Annotated in this window: 27 protein-coding genes and 1 other annotated feature; of the genes, 2 read left to right on the top strand and 25 right to left on the bottom strand. The window is 45.4% G+C overall.

Annotation, left to right across the window (positions count from 1 at the left end):
• Window positions 1-118: 118 nt before the first annotated feature.
• The 22 genes from CXK86_RS09120 to CXK86_RS09020 form a co-directional block, all read right to left on the bottom strand.
• Window positions 119-1,105, bottom strand: a complete 987-nt coding sequence (locus CXK86_RS09120) for an ABC transporter permease (RefSeq protein WP_017687695.1) — start codon at window positions 1,103-1,105, stop codon at window positions 119-121.
• The gene (locus tag CXK86_RS09115) at window positions 1,102-2,619 is read right to left on the bottom strand and encodes a sugar ABC transporter ATP-binding protein (RefSeq protein WP_076250000.1); all 1,518 of its coding nucleotides are present in this window, start codon (window positions 2,617-2,619) and stop codon (window positions 1,102-1,104) included. The genes CXK86_RS09120 and CXK86_RS09115 overlap by 4 nt, the downstream gene beginning before the upstream one ends.
• Window positions 2,620-2,734: 115 nt before the next feature.
• On the bottom strand, window positions 2,735-3,832 hold the full coding sequence (locus CXK86_RS09110) for a sugar ABC transporter substrate-binding protein (RefSeq protein ID WP_101313629.1): 1,098 nt from the start codon (window positions 3,830-3,832) through the stop codon (window positions 2,735-2,737).
• 217 nt (window positions 3,833-4,049) lie between these two features.
• Entirely contained in the window at window positions 4,050-5,528 is a 1,479-nt protein-coding gene (gene spoIVA, locus CXK86_RS09105; protein WP_036607700.1) for a stage IV sporulation protein A, read from the bottom strand.
• A 454-nt stretch (window positions 5,529-5,982) separates the two neighbouring features.
• Window positions 5,983-6,762, bottom strand: coding sequence for a hypothetical protein (locus tag CXK86_RS09100; RefSeq protein WP_101313628.1), 780 nt, complete (start codon window positions 6,760-6,762; stop codon window positions 5,983-5,985).
• A 46-nt stretch (window positions 6,763-6,808) separates the two neighbouring features.
• On the bottom strand, window positions 6,809-7,159 hold the full coding sequence (locus tag CXK86_RS09095; RefSeq protein WP_076249998.1) for a 2Fe-2S iron-sulfur cluster-binding protein: 351 nt from the start codon (window positions 7,157-7,159) through the stop codon (window positions 6,809-6,811).
• Between the two features lie 17 nt (window positions 7,160-7,176).
• Window positions 7,177-7,794, bottom strand: a complete 618-nt coding sequence (locus CXK86_RS09090; protein ID WP_076249997.1) for a hypothetical protein — start codon at window positions 7,792-7,794, stop codon at window positions 7,177-7,179.
• An 83-nt stretch (window positions 7,795-7,877) separates the two neighbouring features.
• Window positions 7,878-8,057: a DUF2768 family protein gene (locus CXK86_RS09085; RefSeq protein ID WP_036607705.1), complete on the bottom strand. Its 180-nt coding sequence runs from the start codon at window positions 8,055-8,057 to the stop codon at window positions 7,878-7,880.
• 173 nt (window positions 8,058-8,230) lie between these two features.
• Window positions 8,231-8,506: a stage VI sporulation protein F gene (locus CXK86_RS09080; protein WP_017687687.1), complete on the bottom strand. Its 276-nt coding sequence runs from the start codon at window positions 8,504-8,506 to the stop codon at window positions 8,231-8,233.
• 103 nt (window positions 8,507-8,609) lie between these two features.
• Window positions 8,610-9,650, bottom strand: a complete 1,041-nt coding sequence (locus CXK86_RS09075) for an NAD(P)H-dependent glycerol-3-phosphate dehydrogenase (protein WP_036607707.1) — start codon at window positions 9,648-9,650, stop codon at window positions 8,610-8,612.
• The gene (gene plsY / locus CXK86_RS09070; protein WP_076249996.1) at window positions 9,643-10,266 is read right to left on the bottom strand and encodes a glycerol-3-phosphate 1-O-acyltransferase PlsY; all 624 of its coding nucleotides are present in this window, start codon (window positions 10,264-10,266) and stop codon (window positions 9,643-9,645) included. The genes CXK86_RS09075 and plsY overlap by 8 nt, the downstream gene beginning before the upstream one ends.
• Before the next feature lie 11 nt (window positions 10,267-10,277).
• Window positions 10,278-11,600, bottom strand: coding sequence for a ribosome biogenesis GTPase Der (der, locus tag CXK86_RS09065; protein WP_017687684.1), 1,323 nt, complete (start codon window positions 11,598-11,600; stop codon window positions 10,278-10,280).
• Window positions 11,601-11,785: 185 nt separating this feature from the next.
• Complete coding sequence (gene rpsA, locus CXK86_RS09060) at window positions 11,786-13,000, bottom strand: 30S ribosomal protein S1 (protein ID WP_036607712.1); 1,215 nt, start codon at window positions 12,998-13,000, stop codon at window positions 11,786-11,788.
• Window positions 13,001-13,142: 142 nt separating this feature from the next.
• On the bottom strand, window positions 13,143-13,730 hold the full coding sequence (locus tag CXK86_RS09055) for a lysophospholipid acyltransferase family protein (RefSeq protein WP_036607713.1): 588 nt from the start codon (window positions 13,728-13,730) through the stop codon (window positions 13,143-13,145).
• Window positions 13,727-14,431, bottom strand: a complete 705-nt coding sequence (gene cmk, locus CXK86_RS09050) for a (d)CMP kinase (protein WP_036607714.1) — start codon at window positions 14,429-14,431, stop codon at window positions 13,727-13,729. Before cmk ends, CXK86_RS09055 begins: the two co-directional genes overlap by 4 nt.
• A gap of 103 nt (window positions 14,432-14,534) precedes the next feature.
• The gene (locus tag CXK86_RS09045; protein ID WP_036607715.1) at window positions 14,535-14,759 is read right to left on the bottom strand and encodes a hypothetical protein; all 225 of its coding nucleotides are present in this window, start codon (window positions 14,757-14,759) and stop codon (window positions 14,535-14,537) included.
• A 62-nt stretch (window positions 14,760-14,821) separates the two neighbouring features.
• Window positions 14,822-15,475 carry a flagellar brake protein gene (locus CXK86_RS09040; RefSeq protein WP_076249995.1) on the bottom strand — a complete coding sequence of 218 codons (654 nt, stop codon included), beginning with the start codon at window positions 15,473-15,475 and terminating at the stop codon, window positions 14,822-14,824.
• Window positions 15,476-15,623: 148 nt separating this feature from the next.
• Window positions 15,624-16,970 (bottom strand): germination protein YpeB, encoded by a 1,347-nt coding sequence (ypeB, locus tag CXK86_RS09035; RefSeq protein WP_047843571.1) that lies wholly within the window; start codon window positions 16,968-16,970, stop codon window positions 15,624-15,626.
• A 121-nt stretch (window positions 16,971-17,091) separates the two neighbouring features.
• Entirely contained in the window at window positions 17,092-17,262 is a 171-nt protein-coding gene (locus CXK86_RS32015; RefSeq protein ID WP_179087834.1) for a hypothetical protein, read from the bottom strand.
• A gap of 114 nt (window positions 17,263-17,376) precedes the next feature.
• Window positions 17,377-18,072 (bottom strand): glutamic-type intramembrane protease PrsW, encoded by a 696-nt coding sequence (gene prsW / locus CXK86_RS09030; protein ID WP_076249994.1) that lies wholly within the window; start codon window positions 18,070-18,072, stop codon window positions 17,377-17,379.
• 43 nt (window positions 18,073-18,115) lie between these two features.
• The gene (locus tag CXK86_RS09025) at window positions 18,116-18,730 is read right to left on the bottom strand and encodes a genetic competence negative regulator (protein WP_017687675.1); all 615 of its coding nucleotides are present in this window, start codon (window positions 18,728-18,730) and stop codon (window positions 18,116-18,118) included.
• Between the two features lie 187 nt (window positions 18,731-18,917).
• Window positions 18,918-19,271, bottom strand: coding sequence for a hypothetical protein (locus CXK86_RS09020; protein ID WP_036607724.1), 354 nt, complete (start codon window positions 19,269-19,271; stop codon window positions 18,918-18,920).
• Between the two features lie 94 nt (window positions 19,272-19,365).
• Here CXK86_RS09020 and CXK86_RS09015 point away from each other — a divergent pair, with 94 nt between their 5' ends.
• The gene (locus CXK86_RS09015) at window positions 19,366-20,262 is read left to right on the top strand and encodes a polysaccharide deacetylase family protein (RefSeq protein ID WP_076249993.1); all 897 of its coding nucleotides are present in this window, start codon (window positions 19,366-19,368) and stop codon (window positions 20,260-20,262) included.
• Between the two features lie 45 nt (window positions 20,263-20,307).
• Here CXK86_RS09015 and CXK86_RS09010 read toward each other — a convergent pair whose 3' ends face one another.
• From CXK86_RS09010 to CXK86_RS09000, 3 genes are read right to left on the bottom strand one after another with little or no spacing between them, the layout of a single operon-like run.
• Window positions 20,308-21,081 carry a metallophosphoesterase gene (locus CXK86_RS09010; RefSeq protein ID WP_179087833.1) on the bottom strand — a complete coding sequence of 258 codons (774 nt, stop codon included), beginning with the start codon at window positions 21,079-21,081 and terminating at the stop codon, window positions 20,308-20,310.
• A 53-nt stretch (window positions 21,082-21,134) separates the two neighbouring features.
• Complete coding sequence (locus tag CXK86_RS09005) at window positions 21,135-21,587, bottom strand: hypothetical protein (protein WP_017687671.1); 453 nt, start codon at window positions 21,585-21,587, stop codon at window positions 21,135-21,137.
• Window positions 21,584-22,177, bottom strand: a complete 594-nt coding sequence (locus CXK86_RS09000) for a CPBP family intramembrane glutamic endopeptidase (RefSeq protein WP_036607728.1) — start codon at window positions 22,175-22,177, stop codon at window positions 21,584-21,586. The genes CXK86_RS09005 and CXK86_RS09000 overlap by 4 nt, the downstream gene beginning before the upstream one ends.
• A 335-nt stretch (window positions 22,178-22,512) precedes the next feature.
• Window positions 22,513-22,743 (top strand) — a binding site (T-box leader).
• Between the two features lie 199 nt (window positions 22,744-22,942).
• Between CXK86_RS09000 and serA the strand changes: the two genes are divergently transcribed.
• Window positions 22,943-24,538 (top strand): phosphoglycerate dehydrogenase, encoded by a 1,596-nt coding sequence (gene serA, locus CXK86_RS08995; protein WP_047843574.1) that lies wholly within the window; start codon window positions 22,943-22,945, stop codon window positions 24,536-24,538.
• Window positions 24,539-24,724 lie beyond the last annotated feature (186 nt).

Below are 24,724 nucleotides of genomic sequence, written 5' to 3'. Positions count from 1 at the left end.
AGCGCTGAACACAAATCTCCGCCTGCGGTCAACAGTCATTTTCGGCAGAATGTCGTCTGAAACCACGGGCATTTCAGACGCCGAACAAATTTCATACTAATACAGACAGCCCACAATTTCAAGTCCGGTTGCGGTTTAAGACGTAAAATGTAACCGCCAGGGCAAGCACGAGAACCCCACCTTTTACAATATCATGTGTGAAATACTGTACGTTCATCATTGTTAAACCGTTCACAAGTACACCAATCAGAACCGAACCAATGAAGGTTCCGATGACATTTGGTTTACCCGCACCAAACACAGAGAAACCGACAAATACTGCAGCTACGGATTCCATTAACAACGGTGATCCCGCATCAATTTGCCCAGATCCTACTTTGGAGGCATAGATGATACCCCCGATTGCTGCAAACACTCCAGCGGCTACATAGGCGAGTGTACGCACCTTTTTCACCTTGATTCCAGACAACCGTGCAGCTTCCTCATTACCACCTGTAATGTACATCTGGCGCCCATATTTCGTATACGTCAAAAAGATATGCACACCTATTACCGCAATAAGTAGCATGATAACCGATATCGGCATACCAAGCCATTTACCCTGCCCTATTAGCAGGAATGTCGGGTCCATCTCTCCCGCAGCTTTGCTCCCATCAGGGAACTGCATGTGATTGTAAATGGTATATCCCTGTGCATACGTTTTGTGAATACCTCCGATAATGTACATCGTGGCAAGGGTGGCGAGCAAATCCGGAATACGCAATTTTACAATGAGCAAAGCGTTAAGTAAACCAATAACAGCGCCAATGATTAGTGGCACAATAATTACAATTGCCAGTGGTTGTTGATACCAAATCATTAACGAAGCAGTAACAACGGTAGTTAATGAGACAGTCGCCCCAACCGAGAGATCGAATCCATCAACAATGAGAGATAACGTAACACCGATCGCTACAAAAGTAACGATAGAGATCGAGCCCAAAATATCGGTCAAGTTACTGTACGTAAAGAAATAAGGCAATTTAATGCCGAAAAATGCGATAACACCTATTATGACTATAATCGCCCCGTAACGGAACGCAAAATCCAGTGATTTATCCTTCATGATTGCACCTCTTGTCCACCGCTTGCATAGTATAGCAGCTGTTCTTGGTTAGTCTCGCCTCGTTTGAACTCTTTTACGATAACACCTTCGCACATGACAGCGATTCGGTCACCAATTCCCATGCCTTCATCCAGTTCACAGGTGAAATAGATTACACCCTTGCCCGCCAAAGCCAGTTCATTAATGATGCGGAAAATGTCACTTTTTGCCCCAATATCTACGCCTTTGGTTGGCTCATCAAATATAAATACATCCGCATCCGCATTAAGCCATTTACCAATGGCTACCTTTTGTTGGTTACCACCGCTTAGATATTTCACTTCCTGTTTCACGGACGATGTTTTAATTCCAAGCTGTTTCACCAATGACTCTGCGTTTAGACGTTCCCTCTTACGGCTTACGAAACCTAATGTACTAAGACGACTTAGCAAAGGTAGACTTAAATTTCGTTCCACGTTCTCCTGAATCAGGATTCCTTGTTTACGCCGCTCCTCCGGTACAGAAACAATCCCCAGAGCCGCCGCATCCGCAGGCTGAGATAGGCGGAGATTACGGTTGTTAAGCCGGATCTCGCCTCCCTCCAGCCGATCTGCACCAATCAGCAAACGAGAGCTTTCCGTTTTACCCGCGCCTACCAGACCCACCACAGCGAGGACTTCACCTCGGCTTACAGAGAGGTTAACACCTTTAACCTTCACTCCACGACGAAGCCCACGCGCCTCCAAAAGCAGTTCCCCCACGGGCGCTTCCGTCTTTGGAAATTCTTCTTCAAATGGTTTGCCTAACATCTGAGTAACCAAATCATTGATCGTCAGTCCCTTTGCTTCACCAGTAAATACATGTTGTCCATCTCTCATAACCGTAACGCGATCACAGTGACCCGTCACTTCCGCAAGACGATGGGTAATGAAAATGCAGGCTACGCCCCGCTCCTTCAGCAGATGTACAATACGGAAAAATGCATCCGTTTCTTCCTGACTCAGCGGTGCAGTAGGCTCGTCAAAAATGATGACCTTGGCATCCTGAATCAAAATCCGTGCCAGCAAAATCATCTGTTTTTCTGCAAGTGTCAGATCGGCCACTTTTTGGTGAACGGATATGTCCGCCCCTAATTGCTTCAATGCCTCAACCGCGCGCTGTTGCAGCTTCCGTGGACTTTTCCACCAACCTCCAGCAGATGAAGCCAACTGATCCAACATAATGTTCTCCGCAGCCGTCAGCTGTGGCACCAGTGCCGCATCCACTTCCTGATAGACACAGTGAATCCCACTTGCCTTCGCGTCTCCCGGAGAACTCAAATGAAGCGCTTGTCCACTTAACTGAATCGTTCCCTGATCCAATGGATAGGCACCGGACAAAATTTTCATTAACGTGCTTTTACCGGCACCATTGGCACCCAGCAGCGCATGAATCTCCCCACCTTTTACAGAGAAATCCACATCCTTCAGTGCAGGAATACCTGAAAACTGCTTGTGGATATGTTCCATTTGAAGCAGAATCGGTGCAGTGCTCATGATGTTAACCTCCAATCGTTCCCATACGGGAGTATCCCATTTCTCATCCAGACTTGCACATCATCTTCATTATGGTGGAAAAAGCGCGCCTTGCGGCGCGCTTCCCTTACGCTGCTTATTTAGCAGTAATTCCGTATTCACTCATCCAGTCCTTGATTCCTTGTGTGCTGCCACCCCAACCTTCAACGAACTCAGACAGCTCCGAAGTGGAGATTTGTTTATCCGGCAGAGCTTCGCGTTGAACATAGACCGGGTTAAGAACAACTGCATCTTCCGTCTCGTCCCCGTTCAATTTCTGATAAGCATAACGTACCTGGACGCGACCAATATCTGTTGGATCCACAGCCGCAGAAGCAACCCAAGGATTTTTCGGGTCCTGAATCATTTGCAGATCCTCGTCACTCATATCGATACCATACACTTTGATCTCATCACGTCCAGCTTGTTGAATCGCACGTGCTGCACCTTTGGCGAACTCATCCCATGCAGTCCATACAGCTGTAATCTCACCTTTAGGATATTGCTTGAGAATAGCTTCCATTTTGGCTTGTGTATCCAGCGCCGGATTCTGTGCAGAACCAAATGTAGCTATTTCCTTGATGTCCGGATTTGCTTTCATGAATTCACCGTATGCAATCTGACGGCGTTCCATCGGTGCGAAACCAGCTACCCATACTTTGACAATATTACCTTGTCCATTGATATCTTTTTTCATTTGCTCCAGCGTCAGTTCAGCCATCTTCTGGTCATCCTGCGACAGGAATGTGGCTCCTGGAACACTGATAGCTGCGTCAAACACGACCACTGGAATATTCTGTTCTACTGCCTTCTTCACGCCTGGCTCTAATAGGGAATCCCCATGATCCGTGAGAATGGCATCAAATTTCTGGTTAATAGCGCTATCAAGCAAGGATACCATTTTTGCTTTGTCATTATCGGCAACAAACGTTGTCAGTTCTCCACCGAATTTTTCGATTTCTTCTTTTACACCCTGTACATATTGCTGCGAGAAAGTACCTGTATTAAACTCCATAATAAGTGCGATCCGTTTGCCGCTTAGAGGGCCTGTAACTGCTTCCGTTTTTGGTGTATCATCTGATGCGCCCGAAGCCGGAGTGGCTGCCGGTTCTTTTTTGATTCCGCAAGCGGACAGCGCCAATGTAAATACTAATAACACACTCAACCATACCCATTTAGTCTCTTTTCTTTTCATCTCTGTATCCCCCTGTCCACTCTCTGTGATCTCGATCACAATAGTTGAATATTAATATAACGGCTAATCCCTAGTATGTAAATGGGTTTTAGCAATTTAAAGCTAAAACTCGCTAAGTTTTTTCGAAAGAACTATTCTTCCTATCCATTTCATCCAAAATAAAGAAATCATATAAAAAAGACCGCGAGGGGATGCCCCCTTACGGTCTTTTGATGTTTTACAGAATGATAGCGATCAAGCCGCCCGAACCTTCGTTAATGATTCTTCCCAGCGTCTCTTGCAATTTGTATCTTGCATTATCCGGCATCATGGCAATCTTGCCCTGGATACCTTCTCGCACGATGGAGTGCAGTGAACGACCAAACATGTCTGAATCCCATACCTTGATCGGATCGTTCTCGAAGTCCTGCATCAGGTATCTCACCAGTTCCTCACTTTGTTTCTCCGTACCGATAATTGGTGCGAATTCAGATTCTACATCAACCCGGATCATGTGAATGGACGGTGCCGTTGCTTTCAGACGTACGCCAAATTTGGTGCCCTGACGAATGAGCTCAGGTTCATCCAGAGCCATCTCGGCGAGAGATGGAGCAGCAATGCCATATCCGGTCGTTTTGACCATCTCCAGCGCTTCTGCGAAGCGGTCGTATTCTCTCTTCGCATGCGAGAATTCCTGCATCAATTGCAGCAGATGATCCTTACCGCGAATCTCGATGCCAACCACTTCCACGAGAATCTGATCATACAGTTCATCCGGCGCGTACAGGTCAATTTCGGCTACACCTTGCCCCATATTCATGCCACTCAGGCCTGCGCGATCAATGAATTCATATTCCATGAACTGTGCGACAACCCGATCCACGTCACGAAGTCTGCGAATGTCCTTAACGGTATCCCGTACGGAATTTTCGTAGTTGCTACGCAGCCAGTGAGTCTCATTGAGTACCATAACCCAGCTCGGCAAGTTTACATTCACTTCATGCACAGGGAACTCATAGAGCACTTCACGAAGTACACCCGTCACATCATCTTCCGTCATGGTCGCTGCACTGAGTGTCATCACCGGAATATCGTATTTGGCAGCAAGCTCACTGCGCAATTGCAGGGCTTCTTCACTGCGAGGACGAGTAGAGTTGATGACCAGTACAAACGGTTTACCCACTTCTTTTAATTCCGCAATGACCCGTTCTTCGGATTCCACATAGGAACTGCGGGCAATTTCGGCGATTGTGCCGTCTGTTGTTACCACAACACCCAGTGTGGAATGCTCCTGAATGACTTTGCGAGTACCAATCTCGGCGGCTTCCTGGAACGGAATTGGTTCCTCGAACCAAGGCGTGGAGATCATGCGTGGACCATTCTCATCCTCGTATCCCTTGGCTCCTTCCACCGCGTAACCTACACAATCCACAAGGCGCACATTGACATCGAGTCCTTCTGCCACCTTAATCTGGACTGCGTTATTTGGTACGAATTTTGGTTCGGTAGTCATGATTGTTTTACCTGCTGCACTCTGTGGAAGTTCATCCACCGCTCGACCACGGTCAGCCTCGTTAGTGATGTTTGGCAACACAATGGTTTCCATGAATCGTTTAATAAATGTTGATTTTCCCGTCCGGACTGCGCCGACAACCCCGAGATAAATATCCCCTCCGGTCCGCTCAGCTATGTCCTTAAAAATGTCCACTTTCTCCAATGAAATCCCCTCCCTAAATTACTCCGAAGGAAAAATGCTAAAGAGCATCCGCTTCGTTTTTTCAATCAGAAGACTGAAATCCCTGCAACGGTAGAGCCGCCTTTGTGAGTGCCCGGAAGTCGTCCGCCGCCGAACGTTGCATTCTGATGAAACCGGCGAGAGCGGCGTTAACTCGTACATGCAATTGGACTAGTATCATCTTATGTATCCGTATGCGGCAATATGACGCGTATTTTTGTTTTTTTATCTTAAGGTGATGACATTAGGAGAATCCCCCGATCTCGGACTGCGCGTCTTTATTTCAATCTACTTTATGTGATCCGCGAAGCTTTTATGACGGTTATTGCTCATACTGACAAAAGAAAAAAGAGATATCCCTTATTTGGAATATCTCTTTTTGAACCATTAGAGCCATGGTGGTCATACAGCTAAATCATTTGAATTGCAACCATGCTTATTTTATGGGCTGGGCAACCGGCGCATTATTTTTCCAAGCGTAGAAAACCGATTTTACAGGTACGAAGTAGGAGTGTTCCACCAGCAAATCCCGAACATCTTCAGTCTCTGCTGGAGACACGTCAGACTTTTCCACTGCCTGCATAATATCAAAAGCATAATCTACATAGACCTTGCCTTCGTCATCCATCATAAACGGTAACGCCTGACCTGAATATACACTATTCAGCGTAATGGATGGAGTACCTGCCTGAGCAGCCTGCTCCATATTCACAGCATATAACCCCGGATACAGTTCTTCCCCGCTTGGCAGCTTATTGTTATGTACGGACTTATATTGATTAACCAATCGTTGCACATCGTTTACTTTCTGTACGGTCAGAAGATCCATCACTTTAATGGTCGGATTCACTTCTTCGTCCTGAATAAGGAAGTAAGCGCTCCCACCACTTTCAAAAGCAGTCCCCGGTATTTCATCCAGATACCCCAGTTGTTTCAACTTGGGCAGGTCCACTCTGAACTTCTCATATTTTGGCGTTTCCATATCTGCATTGATGATTGGCAAAATCCCCTCATCTTGCTGAAATGCCTCGACCGCACTCTGGATGCGGCTCACGCTTTCCCGATAGGCTATCTTAGGGTCTGAATTGCTCTGGGATGGATACATACAACCACTTGCTGTAAAAGCAAACAACAGGAATAACAGCAGACCGCCCGTCTGATGTTTCAGACGCTGCCGTCTGCTTCCTTCCACACATTTTGGCTTGTTTCTAATCATTCGTGTCCTCCTTGAATAACTCATTAGAGAATCAATGTCATAACGCTCAGAACCAGTCGTCTTCCTGTTGTTGACGTTCCAGTTGTTTCCGAATGGCTGCCTTCAGCGGGTCCTCTGGAACATGAACCGATAGAGATCCACACACCTTGGCCTGACAGGACAGTCGTGTACCTGCTTCCAACAGTGAACCTAGCTTGCGCTTTTCTGCATCTGTTGGTGGATACAGTTCCGTCCGATGTTCTTCATCCACGTTCACTTTGCACATCAGGCAAGCCGCTTTGCCATCACATCGGGTCGTAATCTTGACTCCAGCACGTCGTGCTGCATGCAGAAGTGTTGCCCCTGGTTTGAGCACTATCGATTTGTTCATAGGTAAAAAAGTAACTTTATAGTCCATCATTTTCCTCCCTCAACCTACTGGGGCCATGTAAAGCCAACAAGCTCTTCCACTTCGGCTCTGAAGCGGCTTGTCCAGACATTCTGTTGACTTAACAGCATCATTATAGGTTGATGTGCATCTGGCTGCTCGCGCATCTGTTTCGCAATGGGGACATAACGATCTTCACGACCTCGTAGCAGATTAAACAAAAGCTCATGCGCAAGCGGCATCAGTCGCAGGCTATATGAACCCACTTGTGCTACTGGTGCATGCGGAGCAAGTACATGTTCAATCTCAATACGGTACCAACTTTTGCGAGCCCATATTTCGAAACCACCAACCAGTTCCAGCGCACATTCACCCACCTGATAGTGGCTCAGCAGAGAAGCATACGGTCCTGTCTTATCCACTGTAGGCTCGTCAAGCATTCCCCCCGGAGCGCTACGGTGAAGTTCTTTAGCAGCAGCAACATCCGCATAGATATCAATATCTCTCGGAGCCTGTTGCAACTCCACTCCTTGAAGCAGCAACCCACAACTTCCTCCAAGTAACCATGTCTGTGGCTGTGTGTTCCAGGCTTTGGCCGTTTCCAGCAAAGCCGCGTGTAATTCCGGATAACGCTCTGTCCGACCCTCCGTATCATGCGGCCCCATAGGCTCACACTCCCCTCATCCGTGTTCATTGTGTCAGTTCTTATGATGTGCTTATGCGGATGTTATCCTTCAGGCATGGGAAATCAGGTCAGAGAAGCGATTCCACCGAACAAGCCAATCAGCATAATCAAAAATGCAATCAGAGAAAGAATCCCCCGTACAATACCTTTTGTTTTGGCACGAGCAAACGTAATCAGGAATACAGATAGTCCCATAATGAGGATGGCCACCAATGACAGCCACATCTTGTCCATTGCGCTCATAATCCAGCAGTCTCCCCTTCAGTCCGATATTCATCACTGACACTGTGACAATTGCAACCATTATAACACGAAATTCAGCTCAACTTTCCAAAAAAAAGACAAAAAAGCAAGCCGGCAGAAGCCGACTCGTCTTTTTGTCTTACTGGATCACCTGCACATGCAGGTGTGATCTATTATTTTTTCATCATCATTTTCATTAACGATTCCATACTGCTCGGATTCAATCCGCTTTTCTTGACCGCACTCACAATATCCTTAACCGTATCCTCAGATACCGGAACTTTCGCCATGGCGGATACTTGTTTGATCAATTGGCGCAACTGAGCTTCATTCTGAATCGTCGTTGGTTTCACCGTGCTTGCCAATTTCTTAACGGCACCTTCCGTTATCGTTTTACCCGTTTTCTTGTTGATTGCATTCAGTGCATCTTTGGAAATGTTGTTACCCATTCGTCTCCCCTCCTCCGGCAATACTCATGTGTATAGTATGAGTCTGCTACAGAAAAGGTGAATAAGCTTCTTATTTCACAAGGTACGTTTAGGCTGATTACAATCAGGAATGCCACTGCTCCCAGGTTTCAAGCTTCATGACTTCCATTTCAGTCTTCGGGTCACGTCCCATCAAGGCTTCAACCGCATCACGCGGCTGTCTCTCCTGGAATAAAACGTGATATAACTGATCCGCAATTGGCATTTGTACACCGTATTTTTGTGAGATGAAATAGGCAGCTTGCGTAGTTCGAATGCCTTCTACCACCATGCCCATGGACTTCAGAACATCATCCAGCTTCTGTCCCTGGCCTAACATGGAACCTGCTCTCCAGTTCCGACTGTGCTGACTTGTAGCCGTTACAACCAGATCCCCGATTCCAGCAAGTCCCGAAAACGTTAGCGGATTTGCTCCCATCTCAACACCAATACGTGTGATCTCTGCCAAACCGCGTGTTAGCAAAGCGGCTTTGGCATTATCACCAAATTGAAGACCATCGGACATACCTGCACCAAGAGCAATGATATTTTTGAATGCACCAGCCAGCTCAACACCGATCATATCCCGATTCGTGTAAACCCGGAAATAAGCATTCATAAACAAAGCTTGGGCAGATTCGGCAGATGCCTTATCCAGTGAAGCTACAACCACTGTCGTTGGACAACGCTTCACCACTTCTTCCGCATGGCTTGGGCCAGAAAGAACAACCACACGTCCTTCTTCACATTCAAGCTCTTCTGAAATGACTGTGGACATCCGTTTGAGGCTTTCTGTCTCAAAACCTTTGGTTGCATGAATGACTAACATCTCAGGCTTGTAATAAGCCTTAAGCTGGTTCGTAACTGCACGCATGGCTGATGAAGGCGCAACAATTAACACAGCTATAGCGCCTTCCACCGCAGCTTCCATATCAGTTGTTGCTTGAATCCGTGGTGAAAGCTCCGCATCCGGAAGATAGCGAGTATTAGTGTGCTTGTTATTGATTTCGTTAGCCTGGTCTTCACCACGTGTCCACATCATCACATCCAACTGATTGGCGGCGAGTACACTGGCGAGAGCTGTTCCCCAGCTCCCAGCGACTAGAACAGCAACTTTTTTAGACAACTCGTTTACCCCCTCCAGGGTTTTTCGATCCCAATTTATTTTCCTGTCCTTTGGCGAGCTTCGCAATATTGGTACGATGTCTCCAGAACGCAAACAGACAAATAATCAGACTCCCCCAGAAGATATTCATTGAATATCCGGGTAATACCATGATAAAGATGGGTGTAAATGCTACAAAAATCAGAGAGCCCAATGAAACATAGCGTGTCAATACAATAGACAGAATGGCGATCACCCCAGCACATAACGCAGGCAGGAAAGCAAGACTTACCAGAACACCAATGGCTGTGGCAACGCCTTTTCCTCCACGAAAATGGAAGTAAAGCGGCCAGTTATGTCCTGCAATGGCTGCTATACCACTGAGTGCAGGAATCCAGGCAGAACCGTTACTCAGCCAGATTCCAATCCATACAGCTGCAACACCCTTAAGTACATCAAGTAACAGAACAGCAATTGCTGGTCCTTTACCCAAAATACGCAATGTATTGGTAGCTCCCGCGTTTCCGCTTCCGTGCTGACGAATATCGATCCCCCGTATCGCTTTGGCAAGGAGGACACTAAAGCTGATCGAACCGAGCAGATAACTCAGTACAATCGCTGCGATTTGTAAAATCACACACTTCTCCCCTAACTTTCGTCGGACTTCTTCCGAGTAAATATGCGAATTGGTGTTCCTTCGAAGTCAAACGCTGCACGGATTTTATTCTCCAGGTAGCGCTCATATGAGAAGTGCATCAATTCCGGATCGTTCACAAAAACAACCATGGTCGGTGGCTTAACGGCAACCTGAGTCACATAGTTAATTCTCATTCTCCGTCCTTTATCCGTTGGCGGAGGGTTAATTGCAACCGCATCAGACACCACATCGTTAAGTAGATGTGTTTGTACACGTAACGAGTGTTGATCTGCTACCCTTTTCACAACCGGCAACAATTTTTGTAAGCGTTGTTTTGTGAGGGCTGACAAGAATACGACTGGAGCATAAGTCATAAACAGGAAGTGATCCCGAATTTTTCTCTCAAACTCTTTCATCGTTTTGTCATGCTTCTCTACCACGTCCCATTTGTTCACAACAAACAATGACGCTTTACCAGCTTCGAATGCATATCCTGCAATATGCTTGTCCTGTTCAATAATGCCTTCTTCACCATTAATGACAATCAGAACAACATCTGCACGCTCAATCGCACGCATCGCACGCATTACACTGTATTTCTCAGTTGTTTCATATACTTTACCACGCTTACGCATACCTGCTGTATCAATCAGCACGTAACGTTGGCCGTCTTTTTCAAAAGGTGTATCAATTGCATCCCGGGTCGTTCCAGCCACGTCACTTACAATGACACGTTCTTCACCCAGAATAGCGTTCACCAGTGAAGATTTACCCACATTCGGACGTCCGATCAGAGCTACACGAATGACATCTTCATCGTAAGTCTCTTCCTCAAGTTCTGGCAACTTCTCCACAATTGCATCAAGCAAGTCACCTACACCTGTACCGTGACTTCCGGATACGCCGATGGGATCACCGAAACCAAATCCATAAAACTCATAAATGAGCTCACTTCGTCCGATATTATCCACTTTGTTAACGGCTACAACAATAGGCTTGCCTGAGCGGTAGAGCATCTCTGCTACCTCTTCATCCGATTGCGTAATACCTGCTTTTGCATCACACATGAATACAATAACATCCGCTTCTTCAATAGCGAGCTCTGCTTGCATCCGAATCGATTTTAAGATTACATCTTCACCATCAATTTCGATACCACCTGTATCAATGATACTAAATGGTTTACCGTTCCATTCACCGATTCCATATATACGGTCACGGGTAATGCCCGGCTTGTCTTCCACAATGGCCAGTCTGTCGCCGATGATCCGATTGAAAATGGTGGATTTACCCACGTTCGGTCGTCCGACAATTGCCACAACGGGTCTTGCCATACATTCCACTCCTCCTGTCCATACTTACGATACTCATCATAGCAAAAAAGATATATCTTGGCTAACGTTTCATGCCAAATTACTCGCAATAAAAACAATCGGCGAACCCGCCTTGGGCTCGCCGATCTTGCTTTTGTTATTCAGCAAAATATGCAGTATATAACTTAGAACCATGCATTGTTAACTTATTTGAATTTGCTGAGTTTGTCTCCAAACAGTTCGCCAAGCGTAGTGCTCATACCTTGATTGTTCAAGGAAACGTTTGGATTGTTGATTTCTTCACGCGGAGCGTTGTTTCTTGAAGGTCTTTCTGATTTTTGTGGTTGAGCTGGAGCTTCTTCTGTTTCTTTGATGCTCAAGCTTACACGTTGCTCAGAAGGGTTCATGTCCAAGATTTTAACTTGAACTTCTTGTCCTTCTTTCAGCACTTCATGAGGAGTGCCGATGTGCTTGTGGGAGATTTGCGAGATATGCACAAGTCCCTCAACACCAGGAGCGATTTCAACAAATGCACCGAAGTCTACCAGACGTTTTACAACACCTGTTACGATATCGCTGGAATTGAATTTTTCGCTTGCTGTTTCCCAAGGACCTGGTTGAACAGCTTTCATGCTCAGGCTGATTTTGCCTTTTTCAGGGTCAACTTTCAGCACTTTCACACTAACTTTATCACCTTCAGACAGTACGTCGGATGGTTTTTCAACGTGTGTCCAAGCCAGCTCGGATACGTGAACCAAACCGTCAACTCCGCCCACATCAACAAATGCACCGAATTGAGTCAAACGTTGTACTGTACCTTCGATCACTTGACCTTCTTGCAAACCAGCCATTACTGTAGCTTTGTTTGCTTCGAATTCTTGCTCCAGTACGTCTTTTTGGGAAAGGATCACTTTGTTGTTCTCACGGTCGATCTCTTTCACTTTAACACGCAGTGTGCGTCCTTTGTAGTCGCTGAAGTCTTCAACGAAATGGCGTTCAACCATGGAAGCCGGGATAAATCCACGTACGCCCACGTCTGCTACCAGACCGCCTTTAACAACATCACCTACAACAACTTCGAATACGTCTTGGTCTTCAAAATGCTTTTGCAATTGATCCCATGCGTTTTCGCTGTCGATTGCACGTTTGGACAGAACGAGTTTTTCTTTCTCGTCGTCGATGCTAAGAACTTTAGCTTCAACTTCTTGTCCAACTTCTACTGCGTCAGACGCGCTGTCAACATGTAATGAAGACAGTTCACGAATTGGAATGACACCGTCATATTTATATCCAATGCTCACATAGGCTTGGTTATCTTCCAATTTGACGATGGTTCCTTTTACGGTATCTCCTTTTTTCAAGGAAACGAATTGATCCAACTCATCTTGGGTTGCTTCTTGATTTTTCATTTCTTCCGACATGTCAAATACCCTCCTCAATTCAAAAACCCCATTATATTCAAACCTGCCTGTAGCAGAGTTCAAAACACTTTCATCACTGAGTGCTCAAACTTTAGTCTCCCTCAAAAATATGGAAACATGCACTCAGCTACCGACGAAGCCATTACTTGCTTGGCACGCCCGTTTGCACCATCTCGTTAATCTTGGACATAATCTTTTCAGTCGCCTTCTCCAGAGCTTCTCCAGATGGGTCTTCCTTGAACTCGTCCAAACTTACTGGTGCTCCATATACAACTTTCATCTTACGAAAAACTTTGTAGTTACCGATAATAGCAGTAGGAATAACTGTAGCGCCACTGCGGAGAGCAAAACTCGCTGCCCCTTTTTTGCCGATACCTCCATCATTGTGACGGCTTCCCGAGGGGAAGATTCCAAGCACTTGACCATCACGCAAAATATTGAGTGAGGTTTTGATGGATTCCTTGCTGACACCTCCACGTTTAACAGGGAAAGCGCCCACGGCTTTAATAATTCGGCCGAGTACCGGAATTTCAAACAATTCGCTTTTGGCCATGAAACGCACCTGACGGCGAAGTTTGATACCAACGGTTGGAGGATCGAAGTTACTAATATGATTGGAACATAAAAGTACGCCGCCTTCTTTCGGAATATTCTCCCGTCCAACGGCCTCCAAGCGGAAAAGAATGGTATAAATGATCCGCAGTAATGTGCTGCAAAATGTGTAAATCATAGACCGATCTCTCCTCTGACCATTGTGCAATAAGATACGATTTTGTCAACCACTTCATGAATGTTCATCTCCGTTGTATCAAGGACAATAGCATCCTCAGCACAACGCAATGGGGAAATTTCCCGATTCTCATCCAATCTGTCACGGGTGGCAATGTCTCGCTCCAGCTGTTGCAACGTCAGTCCTTCAGAGGGGTCCAGTTCTTTGAAGCGGCGAAGCGCACGCTCTTCCACACTGGCAGTCATGAAGATTTTCACTTCCGCATCGGGCAATACTGTCGTTCCGATATCGCGTCCATCCATGACGACGCCCTTGCGCAAAGCCATTTGCCGCTGAGTATCCACTAATTGCGTACGCAGCCCCTCGATTTGCGCATATCGGGACACGATTCCCGTCACTTCACGGGAGCGGATTTCCGAGGTTACTTCTTCCCCATTACAGAACACTTTCTGTCCGTCGGGATCCGGTTGTAAATCAATGACCAGCTTTTGGGCTTCCTGAAGTACCTGTGTCACATCTTCCGGTGTAATACCTTTCCGAAGCATATGCAAGGTTACCGCACGGTACATTGCGCCTGTGTCGACGTATACATACGCGAGCGCCTCTGCAACCAATCGGGCCACCGTGCTTTTCCCGGCACCGGCAGGTCCGTCAATTGCAACGTTCATTTTCCCGTTCTCTGATGTGTTCTGGCTTGCCAACGGGGCATTCCTCCTCAAACGATAAACCTCAATAAAAAAACAGGCATTGCCTGCATCGTGAAAATTATACCACACTCTACACATGGATGCAAAAACAGACAAATCAACGACGGTTGTAATCATTCATCGTTTGCACTTCAATTGGCGTTCCTTCCAGGCGGTCAATGGTGGTCAAATTCTTTTTGAAGCCTGGTACCAACAGCAGCAATTGATATACCACAAGCAGGATTAGAAGGGCTGCAATCAGAATCGTAACCTTTCGTTCCATTCGCCTGGAGAAAACATAATAAAGTCGTTCATATCTGCGAGTTGCATGACGACGATTCAAGGCAATACCTCCGTTTTTTCATTACGGTACCCGCAGTTCCCTCTCTTTATGCCACAACATTCCTATTTCGTGCGATAGTCAAGTTGCCGCTCAAAACAAAACTTGATAATTTTCTGGCGCTCCGAATCTGAAATCTGCATAAATTTGAGCATGCATAGCTGTCTGCCGGTTTCCAGGGTTTTGATCCGCACAACTTCAGCTTCAAAATTCACATGTTCAATGGTTGAATTCCGGTAGGGAACCAGCAACCAGCATTTCAATTTTTGACCTTCAGCTATTGAGAAACCTGTTTCGCCGTAGATGGACAATCCACCACCGCCAATATCTTCAGTCAATCCGACAGCACGGGTCAGATCTTCACTCTGGATGGCCAATTCGAGGTTTGCATGAACACGAAGAAAGCTACGCCGTTGTATTTTGGATATATCGCTCGGAAGCGGTTTGCGGATACGGACAAGACGGACCACATCTTCCTCAAATCCCGTGATATAGGTATTAAAATAATGCCGGACCCCATCCTCCGTAATATATGAAATGGACAATTCATCTCCGAAAAAGAGCCTTTTCAGACGGCTGCTTCCTTGTTGCATTGGGACCTCAATCAGAAAACTGCTGTCATCCATATCTGCAATGCGTGATTTGTACTCTTTGTGTTCCTCTTTTTCATCTGCAGAAGCAATCTGGATGTATAAAATTTCATTTATTTTCGGAAACAAGCTGTTCACCGCCACTTTATGTATTTATCTTCGTATGTACAAGGACTATTATACCATGACCTTTCTCACATTGAACAAGAAAAAAACAGACCACATCGTGGTCTGCCGCAGTTATTCGCTCAACTTCAAATTCAAATTATCCATCTTTTTATGAGGTTGCATTGACCGGTTTGATCTCTTCAACCGCTTCTTCTATTCCTGTATTCGCATTAATGTATATCCGGTAACGAGAACCGTTAATTTTCCCTCCGAATTCATAACACAATACTTCTTTGCTGTAATCATTCTCAATCAGGGATTTGCGAACATAATTTTCTTCGAACTCCGAATTAAGCTTTTTCCGCGCCTGTTGCTCCGTAAGAGTTGCTTTCGGAATTTTGCGCATGTCATTATGTTCGTAAACAAAGTCACTCGCCTGGAAGCCGGTTACTTCGCCTGTATCCAAACCTACACGAACTGACATTTTCTCGGGATAAATCAAGGTGTCCCCTTGCTTACGCACATAAGTAAGGTTACCCAGATTACCATATTCATCGTAGTTTACAGCCTTCATATCCTTATAGCCTTTGTTCATTAGAAATTGATCTGCTTTAGCCATGGCATTCTGACGAGACACTTTTTTGGTTCCGATTGGACGCGTATCACTGTAAGAGATCAGCATTCCGCCATTACGGGTGAAATCCATCATCAGTTTGCCATTGTTGGCATGATCAATCGTGGCAGTGTAGGACTCCCAGTCTGTTCCTTTGCCGTTCTCCTGCACTTGAATTTTGTTACGATCCGCATCAGAGAATTTTGCAGCCTTGCTCTGAATCTGTTCTTTGGTCACCGGCAAGCCGTCCAGTTTCTTGACTGATCGTTTTGCATAGATGTTGGATACGGAAGGACCCCAATCAAGCTCCGGGTATTCCTGTACCTTTTTGTTTACAGTACGAAAACCATCAACGATCGTGTTGTCCATGGTTTGCTCTTGTGTTGCCATGGCAGTCTCTGCATCCATCCAGCGCAATCGGTCCGTCAGGACTTTCTGCTGCACATCCTGCAGATTCTTGGTAATCTCGGATGAATTCTGATACAGCTTTTTCAGGTTGCCCATTTCCTTCTCACTTAGCGGTTCGTTCGTCAAGTCACGCATCGACGCCCGATAGGCAAAGTTGGAAATACGCGAGAGAAACTCCTCTGTCTCGTTAAATGGTAGCATGGTGAGTGGCAGTTGGTTGATCTCATTCTGCGCTTCACTGGTGAGTCGCCATACATTCATCAGACCTTTGCGATGCATCCCCTGTGATGTAGAGTGAACTGCCAAGGTGTTACCAATCTCCGAATGCAATTTGTCCATATGAAAAGATAAATCGTGAAAGGCACGCTGATATTGATTCTCTGCCTTGATCAGAATTGCATTCTTCTCCTGATTCTCCTGATAGCCCCACACGAGCGCACCGACCAGTAGAACCGCAAATATCGGAAACATAACTGAACTTAATCGTTTATACATCGGTAGAGTCTCCTTTCTTCTAAACCACTACCTCTATTGTGGATCGAAGAAAGATCTCTTATGCATGCGATTTCCAGTCCTTACACAAGCAGGCTGCTAAAGTACTGTCTGGGTCCTCCTTTTAATTCAGCTGGACCCCAGTTGCCATGCCCTCTTCTTCAATTTCGAACTGGTCTCTGTTATCACATAGGCACTGCTTGAATCCCGTCTCAATCCGGCCCCGATCTTTCTTGCCTCGTAATGTAAATCGTTCACCGCATTGTTTGCATCTGATTTTAATTTTAATTCTCATCACAACGATCTCCGTTTCTGTCGGTCATTCCCCGGGAGTTTATCTGTAAAAATAAAAACACACCGGAGTCATAGGCGCAATATGCGCTTTATGTCCACCAGTGTGTCCGTATTTTTATAATTTAACCTCTTCCTCCCGCTTCACAAAACGAAAAGGAGAACGGTTATTAGCTCGTGTGATTTTACCCATTGCCCCATACCACAGGCCCGCCATTAGCGGCGCTATAAACCACAACCAATGATTCACCATGGTGTTCATGATGACATCGTACAATGCATGCCAGAAAAAAGGTAACACCAGAGAAAGAAACAGATACCACCGCTTTTTCTTACCACCGATAAACTTGGCTTTACCCATATAATAACCCATGATTACCGCAAACATAGCGTGCCCTGAAACAGGGAGCAGTGCCCGAAGGAACATGGCTGAGACGGATGCATTCCCCGCAAAGGCATACAACACATTCTCAACAGTGGCAAATCCAAGTGAAACAGCGACTGCATATAAGATCCCGTCATACGGCTCATCAAATTCGGTGTGATTATAGATGATATGATAAAGTACGAACCATTTAACGAATTCCTCCACACCACCTGAGATCATAATGGCCTCAAGATAAGGATTATCCCCGAGCCACATCATCATGCCACGCTGAATAATCATCACAGGCAGTACCATCAGAATACCCATGAGGAAAACCCGCAGTACCATATGAAGTGGCTCATAATCATAACGGTCTTTCAGGTAAAAGTATGTTAACAAGGCGAGACCCGGAGCAACTGCTGCCGCTAAGACCGAAAACAAAAGCACCGAAATTCCCTCCTCTGACTAAAGACGCGATTACAACTAGAGATTAATCCTGGCGTTTGAAGTGGGTGCAGATAACATCAATCGCTTGTGCAGGAATAACAACCTTACCATACTCTTCCATGACTGCTGGAGTAACTGAGGAGCCTTCGCCAAATTCAGCAAGCAAGGCAATCAATGCCGCATGTTTGGTGGAATCTACCTCATCTGGCTCCAAATGCAAGAACCACTTGTCTTTATAGGAATAAAGTCTCCCAGCATCCGTAACATGCTGACGCAACATATGTGCAGCTTCAATGAGCACTTCAAAGTCCTTGAATGCATAAACAATGGAATCGCTTTGCTCGAGTGTAACTTCCATTTCATATACTTCTTCAGGAAGATCATCTTCATGACCTAAACCATATTGTTGCGGATCATATTTTCCACGTGTGACAATGACAACCATCCCTTGAGCGGGAAGTGCGAATACTTCGACAGCGAGTGGACCTGTGGCATCAAATCCAAGTTCGGAATAGGCCTGATCCATCATTTCAGTGAACAGTTCATGAACCTTAGGTATTTCCTGCCACATATCTTCTTTTTGTATTCCGCGCTCGCTCAGATCGTCAAAGGTCAGGAAAATCCGTATCTTATCGTGACTTAGTCGTTCTATTTTCATACAGGATCTCCCCTTTATAAGCAAGTCTTATAACAGATTATGAAGCACAAAACAATATGTGCTGAAAATAAATCTATGTAGTTATGTTATCATTTTATACCTCTAAATGCACGAAGTAAAATCGACAAAAAAAGAATCATTCCACAGCAAATCAAGACTGTGGATGATTCTAATTGGAGGTTTTGGTTTATAAACCCGGTACTGTTGTGTTTGTTTGGCTTAAAATTTGCTCAACTTCATGCTTCACATCGGGATTGGTGCGAATAAAATCTTTGAGCATGCTCATATTCGCTTCTTTTTCCTGCGGTGTGATTGCTCTTGCGGTCTTTGCTGCCGGATTTTTGTGGGATTCACCATGTTGATTTTGCTTGCTTGTGAACCCGTCCATACCCGGGAAAGTCATTTCCATCATCTTATGTTTTGCCTGATCCATCATATTTCTTGATGAACCCGATGACATCATGGGCAATTTGCCTTTGGACAGCCATGAACTGGCTGCAACACCAATGACAATGCCCCAAAAAAAGGATGAAGCCTTCATTACACCAACCTCCTTCAAGTGTTAAAATCATATTTAGTGTTTGCGGTAGTGAGCGATCTCATTCCGTATAATTACAGGAAAGCGAGTTGAAATCATGTTTAGACATACCGCCGCATTGATCATTGCTGCAAGTTTGCTGTTGTCAGCTTGTGGGACAGCGGAAGAAAAAACATCTGATAATTCCACACCAGCGGGCGAATCAACTACCACGGTTCAAGAAGAGCAAGGTAACTCTAACCCAACTGAAACAGGAGAACCCGGAACTGGTGTGCCCGAGTCTTCAACGGAAGATTCAACTGCGACAGAAGAAGAACCTGAATCTTCGGAGAAGGTTTCTACAGAAGAGAAAGTGGAAAAGACGTATCATATGAATGAAAATTATTATATTAAACCAAACGATGAAGCGAGCCCAAGCAAAGTGGTCTTGTTAACTTTTGATGATGGACCCAAAGAAGAAAAAATGATTACTTCACTGATCGACACTTTAGATAAACATAACGCTAAAGCGATATTTTTCGTCAATGGATATCGGGTGAAAAGCCATCCGGAATTACTCAAACTCATACATGATCGGGGTCAGATTGTAGGCAATCATGCCTGGGATCATGAGGATCTCAAAAAAATGTCCAACGCTGAGGCGGCAAAACAGGTTACAGATGTCCAAAAAATAGTGAAGGATACCATTGGTGAGGAACCGCAATTCTTCCGTCCACCTTTTGGTTCGGGAAATGATGCACTGAAGGCTGCTGTGAAGAAAAATGGCATGTTATACATGACTTGGTCTAATGGTTCTCTCGATTGGGATAAAAGCACCAAAGACAACCCGGAAAAAGTCATCCAAAATGTACTCGATCAGTTAAATCCCGGAAGCAATATTTTGATGCACGAGTTGCCATGGACGGTTGAAGCATTGGATGAGTTGCTGACCAAGCTCGAAAAGAAAGGTTATTCCTTTGTTGATCCGCGTGCAATTGAATTGGAAGCTCGTTAAATTGTAATTTTGCGCATTAAAATAAAACAGCCTTGATCCAATGGATCAAGGCTGTTTCTCTGTGAGTGCTTTTTCCGCGGGCACTCTTAACGTGATGATATGCATCTCCGCAGGACAACTTAGTCGGAGAGGAAGATGATTTGTACCGTATCCTCTGCTAACAAGCATTTTGCCTTCTTGGTGAATGTCCTCCGGACTTCGCTTCAGGGAGTACCACCCGTTCGATACCGGACGATACGCTTTGCTCAGGAACACAGGTCCGAAAAATGGCAAAACCAATTGTCCGCCATGTGTATGACCACTTAATATAAGATCTGCATTTTCTTCCAAGCGAAGGGCCTGCAAAGGATCATGGACGATAGCAATTTTGCAAAAACGGTTACCGATCTGCTGTAGTAATACATCGCCCTGTTTGGAACGATAGTCTATGCCGATCAGGCTCAATCTGTCGTTGCCCCTTTGCAGATATTCTACATTATCCTGCAGGAGCCTAACGTCCGATTCCCGAAGGATTCGCGCAAGTTGAGCGGTACCAGCCCTCTTGTCATGGTTGCCATACACCGTAAATGAAGGAGCAATGTTCGATAAAATTTTCATGTTATGTCTAACTAAAGACCATGAGATTCCTTTTTCCGCAACATCCCCACCGATGAGAACCCAGTCCACCTTGTTTTTAACGTTTGCCAGATCCTTCTGCTTCAGCTTGCGCTTGTGCGTGTCGGATACATACAAAATCATGGCCCCGTCAAAGGATGTTGGCAGATTAGGCACTTCAACCTCTTCTTCAATCATTTGATGAATATGGGCTTCACGCCACATATGAAAAAGTAGTAAAACTCCCATCAAAATGATTAAACCTGCGAGTAAAAGCATTACCACGGCAAGGGAAGGAACGTATTCAGAGCGGGTGCCCCTTCAACCCCCCACCAAACCAGACTAATCGTTAACATGACAAAAATAAAAATGAGTGAATTCACAAACCTCTTGCTCAATTTTAACCGACGTGAAGGATGTAATTCTGTCCGTGTAGGAAGCGAACCCGCTTCGGGGATCGATTCTTCCGTTGAATTTGGCGTTTTTTTGGAGCGTGATGGTGCCCTTTGAGGAAGTACTGGACTTTCCAGTTTTTCTGTATAAGGCTTGCGCTGTGATCTAGGTAAAGAAACGGAAGTAATTGGTGTGATTCCGCCAACCTCAGCAGCTGCTGCCGTTTCAGCAACGATGCTTACTTGAGAAGCCACCTGACGCTCGGATTTCTCTTTTTTATCCGATTGACGATGGCGCTGACTGCCATATGTCTTCATTCTACTTAATGGCTGATTCATGATCCCCTCCGAAAACGTATCGCTAATCCGGACACCAAATCAATAATAAAGTGACATAATATAGGTGCCCATAATGTGCCGGACTGCAAGTAAATCCAACCCAATCCATAACTTGAGACAAACACCCAGCCTGTTGGAATCCAGTGGCGCAAATAACGAATATGGATAACTGCAAATAAAATACTTGTCCAGTAAGGACCGATGGCATGTTGGATGGCTCCACGGAATAATAATTCCTCACACACAGCAACAATGGCTGCTATACATACAATGTGCCAGATCGGACGCCCACGGAACAACATCTCGTTAATTCCACCGTCATCCATGCTTTCCTGAGGTATAACATACGACAGTACCAAGTCCATAACAAGCATTATTCCTGCAAGACCCAGACCCCACCATATAAATTGGTAATTGTCAGGCCATGCGAGTACATCTAACAAGTTTCGTTTCTGCAATAAGATCCACACAACTCCGATAATCAGTGTCAGACCTTGTGTAAAGTATAGATTGATTAAAAGCAAACGCTCGGTAAGCTGCTGTGGCTCAGCCTTCTGAATCTTGAACTTGGGAAACTTGAATTTTTTCATCGGATGCGTCTGTCCTCTTGAGTTAAATTTGATGGATAACAATTACGTTGTCCAATCGGATAGTATACTAAATGATAGCCAAAAAACCAATTAGGTTCAAGGCCTGCCCCAAGTCCTGGTTAGATGTCCGTGCCATTACTTCATTAAAGCAGTAAAATTCAGTTCACCAAACAGCTTACTTTCCATCTTCTTGTGGTAGGTATATTAACTATTGTATTACTTATGGTGACTCTGTTTATGTGTGAATCTAAAGACATCTGCAAAACATTTTAAAACATTTAAGCCTATTGACATGCTCATGTCAGCCATGATACATTATGAAAAAATTAGTCACGTTAAACACGATGATGGAAAAAAGATGTTGCTTCGTCTTACAGAGAGCCGGTGGTAGGTGTGAATCGGTGGCAGGCAAATGGTCTTGAGCGCTCCTGAGTTATTGCATTGAAATTGGAGTAGGTGCAATCGGTTTAGACCCGTTATCCTCTTCGGTCTTCATTGACCGCTAAGACTGTCGTTGCGAAACGGCGGTGAATTAGGGTGGTACCACGACAACTCTCGTCCCTTATTGCGCAAGCAGTATGTGGATTGAGAGTTTTTTGATTTATTTTAAAGGATATCTGTGGGATCACTCTATTTGCTTCACCTTCCCCCTCTGTTGCGACACCGCGTTGTTGGGCGGAAGAATCAACCTGGTTTTAAGGAATACCTCTTCGCTGAGGTCAGACCTTGACGATATAGATACACATACCTAAGGAGGAAGAAACCATGTACAAAGTGTTAGTGTCGGACCCAATCAGTGATCTGGGGATCCAGCAACTGGTGGATGCAAATGATGTTGTTGTTGAGAAGAAAACCGGTCTTAGTGAAGATGAACTTGTTGCCATTATTGGTGATTATGATGCCCTCTTGGTTCGCAGCCAGACTCGTGTTACAGATCGTATTATGACGGCTGGTACCAACCTTAAGGTGATCGGACGTGCAGGTGTTGGTGTAGATAACATTGATCTGGAAGCTGCTACACAGCGCGGTATCATCGTTATTAATGCACCTGATGGCAATACCATCACAACCTGTGAGCACACGTTTGCCATGATGATGGCATTGGCACGACACATTCCTCAGGCATACGCTAAGACAATTCAGGGTACGTGGGATCGTAAAACCTTCCTGGGTGTGGAATTAAGAAATAAAACGCTCGGTGTACTGGGTATGGGACGGATCGGTAGTGAAGTTGCCAAGCGCGCCAAAGCATTCGGAATGGACATTCTTGCTTACGACCCGTTCCTCACGGAGGAGCGTGCCGAGAAGCTGCAAGTGAAGCTGGCTAGTGTAGATGATATCATTCGCAATGCGGACTTCATGACCGTTCACACGCCATTAACACCGGAAACACGGCACATGATTTCACGTCCACAATTCGAAGTGATGAAAAAAGGCATGCGTATCATCAACTGTGCTCGTGGTGGAGTTGTAGATGAGATGGCACTTGTCGAAGCCATTGATCAAGGTATTGTTGCTGGTGCAGCATTTGACGTATTCGAAAGCGAGCCGCCAGCCGCTGATCACCCGTTCCTGAATCACCCAAGCATTATCGTTACGCCTCACCTTGGTGCGTCCACAGTAGAAGCACAAGAGAACGTGGCTATCGATGTGTCGGAACAGGTGCTTCACATTTTGCGTAACGAACCGTTTAAAAACGCAGTTAACATGCCGGCTGTTGCACCAACCGTGATGAACAAATTGCAACCGTATTTCAAACTGGGTGAAACGTTGGGTAGTTTTGCAGCACAGATTACACAAAATGCAGTGCAGGAGATTCGGATCGACTATGCTGGTGAACTTTCTGAAGTAGATACTTCTCCTCTCACACGTTACATTGTGAAAGGGATTCTCGCCAGACATTTGGGTGGGGAAGCCAACATCGTCAACTCCATGCATCTGGCCAAAATCCGTGATCTGAATGTGGTTGTAAGCCAAACCTCAACAACTAAAGGATTTACTAACCTGATTACCGTAACATTGGTTACAACTCAGGATGCTGAGGAACGTCGTGTAGCAGGTACATTGCTTGCAGGTTATGGAGAACGTATTGTTCGTCTGGACAAATTCCCGGTAGATATCGCACCGGAAAGTCATCAAATTTTGATCTCCCACAACGATAAACCAGGTATTATCGGACGTGTAGGAACCCTGCTTGGACAAAACGATGTCAACATCGCATCCATGCAGGTTGGACGTAAAATTATTGGTGGTGCAGCGATCATGATTCTGACCGTAGATAAAGCTGTTCCAAAAGATGTGCTTGTGCAGCTTGCTGCGCTGCCTGAAATCAATACTGCTGTTGAAATTGTTCTGGAATAATCAAATATATTTTTAAATGTATAAGGAAAGACGGGACCCTAGTGGTTCCCGTCTTTTTTTCGTGTACCCGCTGAAATATCGGTGAAGAAGTTTGCAAACAAAATATTTGTGGAATTGGAAAAGGGGTGCCCATCACCCCCATATGAACTCCGCTTCTTTTGGCCAATGGAAATAGTCTTAATACGT

This window comes from Paenibacillus sp. BGI2013, from assembly GCF_002843485.1.
In the GTDB taxonomy this organism is placed as follows: domain Bacteria; phylum Bacillota; class Bacilli; order Paenibacillales; family Paenibacillaceae; genus Paenibacillus; species Paenibacillus amylolyticus.
This window is presented reverse-complemented; position numbering and strand designations above follow the sequence as displayed.